We start from the raw sequence: 7,650 nt of genomic DNA on the forward strand, positions 1-7,650 counted from the left end.
ACGGGGGAGTGTCCCGAGTGGCAAAGGGAGCTGACTGTAAATCAGCCGCCTCATGGCTTCGCAGGTTCGAGTCCTGCCTCCCCCACCAATCAAATCAATCACTTACATCGCTTGCCTTCCACGTCATCCTGATCGCCTCGAATGGTGGAAGGATTGGGAGCATGTCGGGGCCCGTCAGGGAGCCGCTGAGCGGCCATCGCTCTTCGGCGTGATCCGGACGATCGCACAGGGGAGCCCGGTAGCCGGGGACGAGGCGGCGTTCGTGATGCTCCGGGTCTGGCCGGAACGTTTCCCGATGTTCACGGCTTATGGAGAAGTCAGCGCGGCGCGCGGTCCCTGATGGTTCATCCGCCAGCCCCGGAGATCAGGGACCGCGTTACTGTGCTGAGGCGAGGGCACATGACGGGATTGTCCAATGACCGAAGCGACATTGTTCATGTTGGGCGTGGCGGGTTTGGCTCTGTGGTCCGCTATCGTTGCCGTGTTTGAGATCAAAGCGGCGTGGGGGCGAAGCCAACTGCGACGGCGAGCCCGTGATCAAGGCCGCACCGAGATAACCCTCTAAAGCTTAGGGGGAGAAGACGACATTGCCATCGGCTGAGTATCATCTGCGACAAGCCGAGATTGCATCTCGGATGGCCCTTGTCGAACCGGATTTTCACAGGGCAGTGCATCTGCACCTTCTCGCCTTGGAGCACTACGACAAGGCTGAAGAGTCTAGAGCCAAAGAACCAGTTCTCAAACCAGCGACCTCCCAGTAGCGATAGTACGAGCTTGTCAGAATTGGTGTGCAGCCATCCATGCTGCGCCGACTACGCCGGGTTGAGGCGTGGCGCAGAGCGCGCTTCCAACGCCTCCTAGATGGGCCGGATCGAGAGCTAAAAGCACCAGGATAATACGGGAAGCCGCGATACTTCTTTTCGAGTAGCGGTAGTGCGCCGAATGGCAGCCGATCGCAATCTCATCTCAAGCCGGGCGGCCTTTGGGTTCTTGCCGGTTTGGGCAAGGCCAAGGATATTCCGGGCTTTCTCGCGGGCGGCTCCGGCCGATGGTTTCCCGGCCCTGCCGGGTGCCGATCTGTCACTGTGCAACATAAGAGCTGGCACCGCTTGCCCGCAGGCGGACGCCGAAGCCCGGCATCAGATCGTCCCAGATGAAAACCTCGGTCTTACCCTCGGGCGCCTGCGTCTTCACCCTATCCGCGCAAACAGCTCCAGCCGCCGCCGGCGTTCCATTGCTCGGCCCGAGACGGCAATGATAGATTGCGCCATTTCATGATTGAGCCGTTTCAGACGACATGAAGAAAATTTTGCACTGGGACGTTTCTGCAGGAGATGACCCGGCGCTGATGGTTGCCTGCGTCATCTTGCTTGGCGTCTCGATCCTGGTTTCGATACCGGCATTTTTCGGTGGTGGCGGCCAGGCCGGAATCGATTTTTCATGTTTCTGGGGTGCGGGCGCGATGGCGCTCGAAGGCCATGCGGCGGCGGCCTACGATTGGGAGCAACTGCATCAGCAACTTGTTCTCCGGGTGCAATCCCTCAATCACGCTCCGTATCCTTACGATCAGGTGCCGGTTCCGTTCTTTTATCCGCCGGTGTTTTTCCTGGTTCTGGCGCCGCTGGCGCTGCTGCCGTTTCCGGTTGCGTTCTGGGTCTGGAGCGCGGCAAAGCTGTCTTGCTGGCTGCTTGTCGCTTATGCCATCCGGCCACGCTTCGGCGCGCTGCTGCTGGCACTCGTTGCTCCACCTGTATTCTATGACTTCATTTCCGGCCAAAGCGCGCTGCTCGCGGCATCGCTGCTCGGCGGCATCCTGCTGACATTGGACAGGCGTCCGCTTCTCAGCGGGGTCCTGATCGCGCTGCTTATCTTCAAACCTCAATATGGCGTTCTGCTGCCCTTCGTGTTGATCGCTACCGGGCGTTGGCGCGTCGTCATCACCGCCGCCCTGGTGATTCCGGTCCTGCTGCTGCTCGCCGGACTGATCTTCGGGTGGGATACCTTCGATGGATTCCGCGCGGCCGCCACCTTCGCCACGACGCAATTTCACCTCAGTGGCGCGCTGCCATGGTACAAACTTCAGAGTATCTATGGTCTCTTGCGAGACGCCGGCCTTGGCTACGGTTTGGCGATGACGGTCCACATCGCCATCGCATCGGTGGTTGCGATCGGGGTGCTGATCCTGTGGCGCGGCCATGTCAGCTTCGCCGTAAAGGCCGCAAGCCTGCTGGCGGCAACGCCGCTGATTTCTCCTTACTTCGCGATCTACGATATGCCGATCCTGGTGGTCGCGCTGCTCTTTCTCATGAACGCCACCGCGGGCCGCCTCGCGTCGCGTTCAGGTCGAAGCGCCTTCCGGATCGCGGTCAGCGTCATCTTCGTATTGGGATACGCTTTCCCGTTCGTGCGCACGCCTCTCGGCCCCATGATGTGCGCAACCGTGATCGCGCTGATCTGGATGAGATACCGGCAAGAGGCCGGCGAGAAAGTTCCAGGCGAGGAGTTGCGAAAATCTGCGACCGTCGGAGGCTAAGGCAGGATCCGGAAAAGTGCGAAGCGGTTTTCTCTCGCGACAAACGGGGGACGCGTTTGTGCGGAGATCATGCTCAAGCAAAGAGCTAAGGCGCGATGAGGATTCAACCCGATCTCATCGCGCTTGAGTGTCCTGATCGCGAGCAGTCTGCGAAGATCATCAGGATAAGCCGTCCTGGTGCGCCGGCGGTGTTGCCGCGCCGGGCACAGGCTCCGTCCCAACCGGGTGCCTGGTGCCCGACGGATCGTCGCGCTTGAGCATCGAGGCCCAGGCGACGAACGGATAGGCCAAAAGCGTCAGGTAGCTCGTGGGCATCGGATGATCGACGCCGAATGCCGTCGGCTTCTGCCCTTTTGGAAGATAGAGGCTGCCGAACAGCACATCGTAGAACGAGAACAGCCCGGCGTAGTTCTTGTCCCTGGCTTCCCGCTGGCTGCTGTGGTGCCAGTGATGAAATTCCGGCGACACCAGGACATGGCGTAGCGGGCCGTAGCCCAGGCGCACGTTGGCGTGCGCGAGCCAGGACTGCCAGTAGTAGATTGCAAGATAGGTCCCGATCGCCTCGGCGGAGAAACCGAGCGCGAACAGCGGAAACAGCGAACCAACCTTCATGAAGGTCACGTCAAGCGGGTGCTGGTGGATCGCGGCGAGCCAGTCCAGATCTTCGACGGCGTGATGAACGGCATGGATGCGCCACATGGCGGGCACGACATGCAGGATGCGGTGGGTCCAGTAGATGCCGAGGTCCCCGATCACGATCGCGATCGGCGCCTGAGCCCAATACGGGAGGTCGCTGACCGCCTGCTTGACTGCCGAGGGCAGGATCGATTGATTGACGAGCGTCGCCACTGCGATGATCGCGCTCACGCCGACGAACACCAGCCAGCCGTTGAGAAACAGGAAGGCCATATCGGTCAACAGACCACGCCTGAAGATCTTCTGCTGCCTCGCTGCAAAGAGTTGCTCGAACGGCACGAAGATCAAGGGTGCCAGCAAAAGCTGGTATTGTTCCAATAACGCGCGCATTCAAATGGCCACGTGAAATGGCGACAGCCTACCACCTCGGTCCCCGATGGCGTCAATCGGAAACGAAACCCGAGTTGTGGGAGCGTTAATCAGCATCCCCGTGCCGCTACGGGGATCACGGGTGTCCGGGAGCCGGGTTAATCCGCATGCGCCAATCCCACCCCCTCACTCCATCCTTGCGAACATCTCCACCAGCGTCTCGCGCAGCCAGCGTTGCGCGGGAACGGTGTCGTTGCGCTGGTGCCAGAACAGGCTGACGATGCGCGGCGGCGCCGGCAGCGGCACCGGCATGGCGTGCAGATGGGGTGCGTGGCGGGATTGGGCGCTGAGATCGCGCGGCAGCACGGCGATCAGGTCGGACTGGCGCACGATCTCGTAGGCGGCGTTGTAGTGGTTGACGGTTGCGACCAGATTGCGCGAAAGCCCGCGCGAGGCGAGAAACTGGTCGTAGGTCGGCAGCGTCTTGCCGGCGAGGCTGACATCGACGTGCTTGGCGGCAAGGAAGCTCCGGGTGTTGAGCCGCTTCCGCCTCGCCAGCGGATGGTCGCGCCGCATCATGCAGGCATATTCGACGGTCCACAGCGAGCGTGAGCGGATCACCGCCGGCGGCTGCTGCGCCTCGTTGACGTAGACGCTGAGCACGCAATCGACCCGGTTGTCCTCGAGCCGGTCGCCGATCTCCAGGATGGTGTTGGGCACGGTGTGGATGCGCGCGGACGGCGCCACTTCACTGAAGCGGTTGAGCAGCCGCGGCATCACCAGCGAGGACACGTAATCCGACATCGACAGGATGAATTCGGCCTGGGTCTGTCGCGGATCGAAGGCGTCCTCGTCGAGCGCGTGGCGGACATGTTCCAGGGCATCGCCGATCGGCTGCCACAGCGCCACGGCGCGCTGCGTCGGGCGGATCCCGCTCGCGGTGCGCACGAACAGGGGATCGCCGAGCGCGTCGCGCAGCCGCGCGAGCGCGTTGCTGACCGCGGGCTGTGTCATGGTCAGCGCGCTGGCGGCGCGCGTGACGCTGCCCTCGGTCATCAGCGCCTCGAAGACTTTCAGCAGGTTGAGGTCGAGCGTGCGGAAGGACACGAGCAATATTCACAATGGTGATGTGCTAGATAACAATTATAAATTATTCGGATAATATTGGTTTGTCTATCATTCCCCGGCTGACCCCGTGGCGCGTGCCGACCGCGGGGCGAGGGGGGACTTTCATGTCGATGATCTCGGCGCGCATCGAGCGCCTGCCGTTCGCGCGGTTCCATGTGCACCTGCTGCTGATGGGCGGCCTCGGCTATCTGTTCGACGCGATGGATGCCGCGGTGCTGGCGTTCATCCTGCCGGTGCTGCGCACCGCCTGGGGGCTGACCAATGTCGAGACCGGCGTGCTCGGCAGCAGTACTTTCGTCGGCTATCTGTTCGGCGCGCTGCTCGCGGGGACGCTGGGCGACCTGATCGGCCGTCGCGCGGTGATGATGTCGGCGCTCGCGCTCTACAGCGCGGCCTCGCTGGTCAGCGCGGCGGTGGATAGCTGGCCGGCATTCTTTGCCGCGCGCGTCGTCGCCGGCATGGGCACCGGCGCGGAGAGCGCGATCATCGCGCCGTACCTCGCGGAGTTCGTGGCGCGGCGTTACCGCGGCGCCTTCACCGGCGCGCTGGCGGGCTTCTTCTCGTTCGGCTTCGTCGCCGCCGCCCTGCTCGGCTATTTCATCGTGCCCGCCTACGAGAACGGCTGGCGCATCGTGCTCGTCATCACCGCCATCCCGGTCGTGATGCTGCTGTGGTGGCGCAGATCGCTGCCGGAATCGCCGCGCTGGCTGGAAAGCCGGGGCAGGGCGAAGGAAGCCGAAGCGGTGCTCGACAGGATCGAGGCCGGCTTCGCGCGCGAGGGCCGCGCGCTGCCGTCGCCCGTCGCCGAGCCGGCCGCCCCGGTCGCCTCGTCGGGAACGCTGTTGAGCAATTTTGCCGCGCTGCTCGCCGGCCGGCAGGCGCGCATCACCACCATGACCTGGATCATGTGGCTGTCGATCACCTTCAGCTACTATTCCTTCTTCGTCTGGATTCCCGGCCTCCTGGTGCAGAACGGGATGAGCATCACCAAGAGTTTTGGCTATTCGCTCGCGATGTACTGCGCGCAGGTGCCGGGCTATTTCACCGCCGCCTTTTTCAATGAGCGGATCGGACGGCAGGCGACGATTGCGACCTATATGCTGCTCGGCGGCGTCAGCGCGCTCGGGCTCGCCTTTGCCAAGAGCGATGCGGAGATCATGACGGCCGGCCTGCTGCTGTCGTTCTTCATGAACGGTACCTATGCCGGCGTCTATGCCTACACGGCCGAAGTGTTTCCGACATCGATCCGGACCACGGGGGCCGGGCTCGCGTCCGCGATCGGCCGCATCGGCGCCATCGTAGCGCCGATCCTGGTCGGCTACCTCTATCCGAATTTCGGCTTTGCCGGCGTGTTCGGCGTCACCACGTCGGTGCTTTTGATCGGCGCGCTGACCGTCGTGCTGATGGGCGTGCCGACGCGCGGCCGGTCGCTGGAAGACATTGCAAGCAAGGCTGCGTGATCACGCAGGCCGGGAGACGATCATGTCCACTATCCTCTTCAAGAATGCCGCGCTGCTCGATCCGCTGCGGCCCGATCTGCTCGAAGGCCACCACGTGCTGGTCGAGGATCGCCTGATCAAGGAGGTGTCCGATCGGCCGATCGAGGCTTCCGCCGATCGCGTCGTCGACCTCAAGGGCAAGACCCTGATGCCCGGCCTGATCGACCTGCATGTGCATGCGGTTGCGGTCGAGCTCGACCTGTCGCAGCAGGCGCGGATGGCCAACGTGCTGGTGACGCTGCGCTCGACCATGCTGCTGCGTGGCATGCTGAAGCGCGGCTTCACCACCGTTCGCGATGCCGGCGGTGCCGGCTACGCGCTGAAGCAGGCGATCGACACCGGTCTCACCGACGGTCCGCGGCTGTTCGTTTCCGGCCGCGCGCTGAGCCAGACCGGCGGTCACGGCGACGGGCGGGCCCGCTCGGACTATCTGGCCGATCCGACCTGCTCCTGCTGCGTGCGGGTCGGCGCGATCGCACGCGTCGTCGACGGCGTCGATGCGGTGCGCAAGGCGGTGCGCGAGGAGTTGCAGATGGGCGCCGACCAGATCAAGATCATGGCGTCCGGCGGTGTCGCGTCGCCGACCGATCCGATCGGCGCTTACGGCTATTCCGAGGACGAGATCCGCGCCATCGTCGCCGAGGCGAGGGCGCGGCACACCTATGTGCTGGCGCACGCCTACACGGCCGAGGCGATCGAGCGGGCAATACGCTGCGGCGTGCGCACCATCGAGCACGGCAATCTGATCGACCTTCCGACCGCGCGCCTGATGGCCGAGCAGGGCGCCTATGTGGTGCCGACGCTGGTCACCTATGAGGCGCTGGCCAATGAGGGCGCGAAATACGGCCTGCCGGCGGCGAGCGTCGCCAAGATCGCCGACGTGCGCGACGCCGGGCTGCGCTCGCTCGCGATCTACCGCGAGGCCGGGGTCAAAATGGGATTCGGCACCGACCTGCTCGGGCCGTCGCAGCGGCTGCAGAGCGACGAGTTCCGGATCCGCGCCGAGCTGCTCGGCCCCCAGGCGGTGATCGAAAGCGCGACCATCATCGGCGCCGAGGTGCTCGGCATGGAAGGCAAGCTTGGCCGCATCGCGCCGGAGGCGTTCGCCGATCTCTTGGTGGTCGAGGGCAACCCGCTGCGCGACGTGGGTTGCCTGCTCGGTCAGGGTGAGCACATCCCGCTGGTGATGAAGGCCGGCAAGGCCGAAGTGGACAGGCTGGGCGGGTAGATGTCTGGTTCCGAGCGTGAGACTATATCCTCGTCTACCGCTGTCATCGCCCGGCTCGATGTTTAGCCCGGACAGATCACTGACGGGTGTTCGGAGACATAGCTGACACATCAACCTTGGCTGGATTGGTCCGATTCGGGAGGCCGCCATGCCGTGGAGTGAGGTGTCAGTAATGGATCAGCGCCACGAGTTCGTGCGGCTGGCTCTGCAGGAAGGCGCCAACCGGCGCGAGCTGTGCCGACGGTTCAACATCAGCC

General features: G+C 63.8%; 5 protein-coding genes and 1 tRNA gene. 4 read left to right on the plus strand and 2 right to left on the minus strand.

The window, feature by feature from the left end; all coding sequences use genetic code 11:
* Positions 1–2 precede the first annotated feature (2 nt).
* Both AC1VNY_RS38070 and AC1VNY_RS38075 read left to right on the plus strand, forming a co-directional pair.
* Positions 3–88 (plus strand) — tRNA-Tyr (locus AC1VNY_RS38070).
* Between the two features lie 1,209 nt (positions 89–1,297).
* Complete coding sequence (locus AC1VNY_RS38075; protein WP_482409011.1) at positions 1,298–2,533, plus strand: glycosyltransferase family 87 protein; 1,236 nt, start codon at positions 1,298–1,300, stop codon at positions 2,531–2,533.
* A gap of 159 nt (positions 2,534–2,692) precedes the next feature.
* On the opposite strand, the gene AC1VNY_RS38080 is transcribed toward AC1VNY_RS38075, so the two are convergent.
* Both AC1VNY_RS38080 and AC1VNY_RS38085 read right to left on the minus strand, forming a co-directional pair.
* On the minus strand, positions 2,693–3,559 hold the full coding sequence (locus AC1VNY_RS38080) for a sterol desaturase family protein (protein ID WP_482409012.1): 867 nt from the start codon (positions 3,557–3,559) through the stop codon (positions 2,693–2,695).
* A 165-nt stretch (positions 3,560–3,724) separates the two neighbouring features.
* Entirely contained in the window at positions 3,725–4,651 is a 927-nt protein-coding gene (locus AC1VNY_RS38085) for a LysR family transcriptional regulator (protein WP_482409013.1), read from the minus strand.
* Positions 4,652–4,770: 119 nt separating this feature from the next.
* On the opposite strand from AC1VNY_RS38085, the gene AC1VNY_RS38090 reads away from it, so the two are divergent.
* Both AC1VNY_RS38090 and AC1VNY_RS38095 read left to right on the plus strand, forming a co-directional pair.
* Entirely contained in the window at positions 4,771–6,126 is a 1,356-nt protein-coding gene (locus AC1VNY_RS38090; RefSeq protein ID WP_482409014.1) for an MFS transporter, read from the plus strand.
* Positions 6,127–6,148: 22 nt separating this feature from the next.
* Complete coding sequence (locus AC1VNY_RS38095; protein WP_482409015.1) at positions 6,149–7,393, plus strand: metal-dependent hydrolase family protein; 1,245 nt, start codon at positions 6,149–6,151, stop codon at positions 7,391–7,393.
* Positions 7,394–7,650 lie beyond the last annotated feature (257 nt).

This window comes from Bradyrhizobium ferriligni, from assembly GCF_056837965.1.

Excerpts from the sequence above, each read along its gene's own strand:
- AC1VNY_RS38075 (WP_482409011.1), top strand. The coding sequence starts at position 1,298 with ATGAAGAAAATTTTGCACTGGGACGTTTCTGCAGGAGATGACCCGGCG.
- AC1VNY_RS38080 (WP_482409012.1), bottom strand. The coding sequence starts at position 3,559 with ATGCGCGCGTTATTGGAACAATACCAGCTTTTGCTGGCACCCTTGATC.
- AC1VNY_RS38090 (WP_482409014.1), top strand. The coding sequence starts at position 4,771 with ATGTCGATGATCTCGGCGCGCATCGAGCGCCTGCCGTTCGCGCGGTTC.
- AC1VNY_RS38095 (WP_482409015.1), top strand. The coding sequence starts at position 6,149 with ATGTCCACTATCCTCTTCAAGAATGCCGCGCTGCTCGATCCGCTGCGG.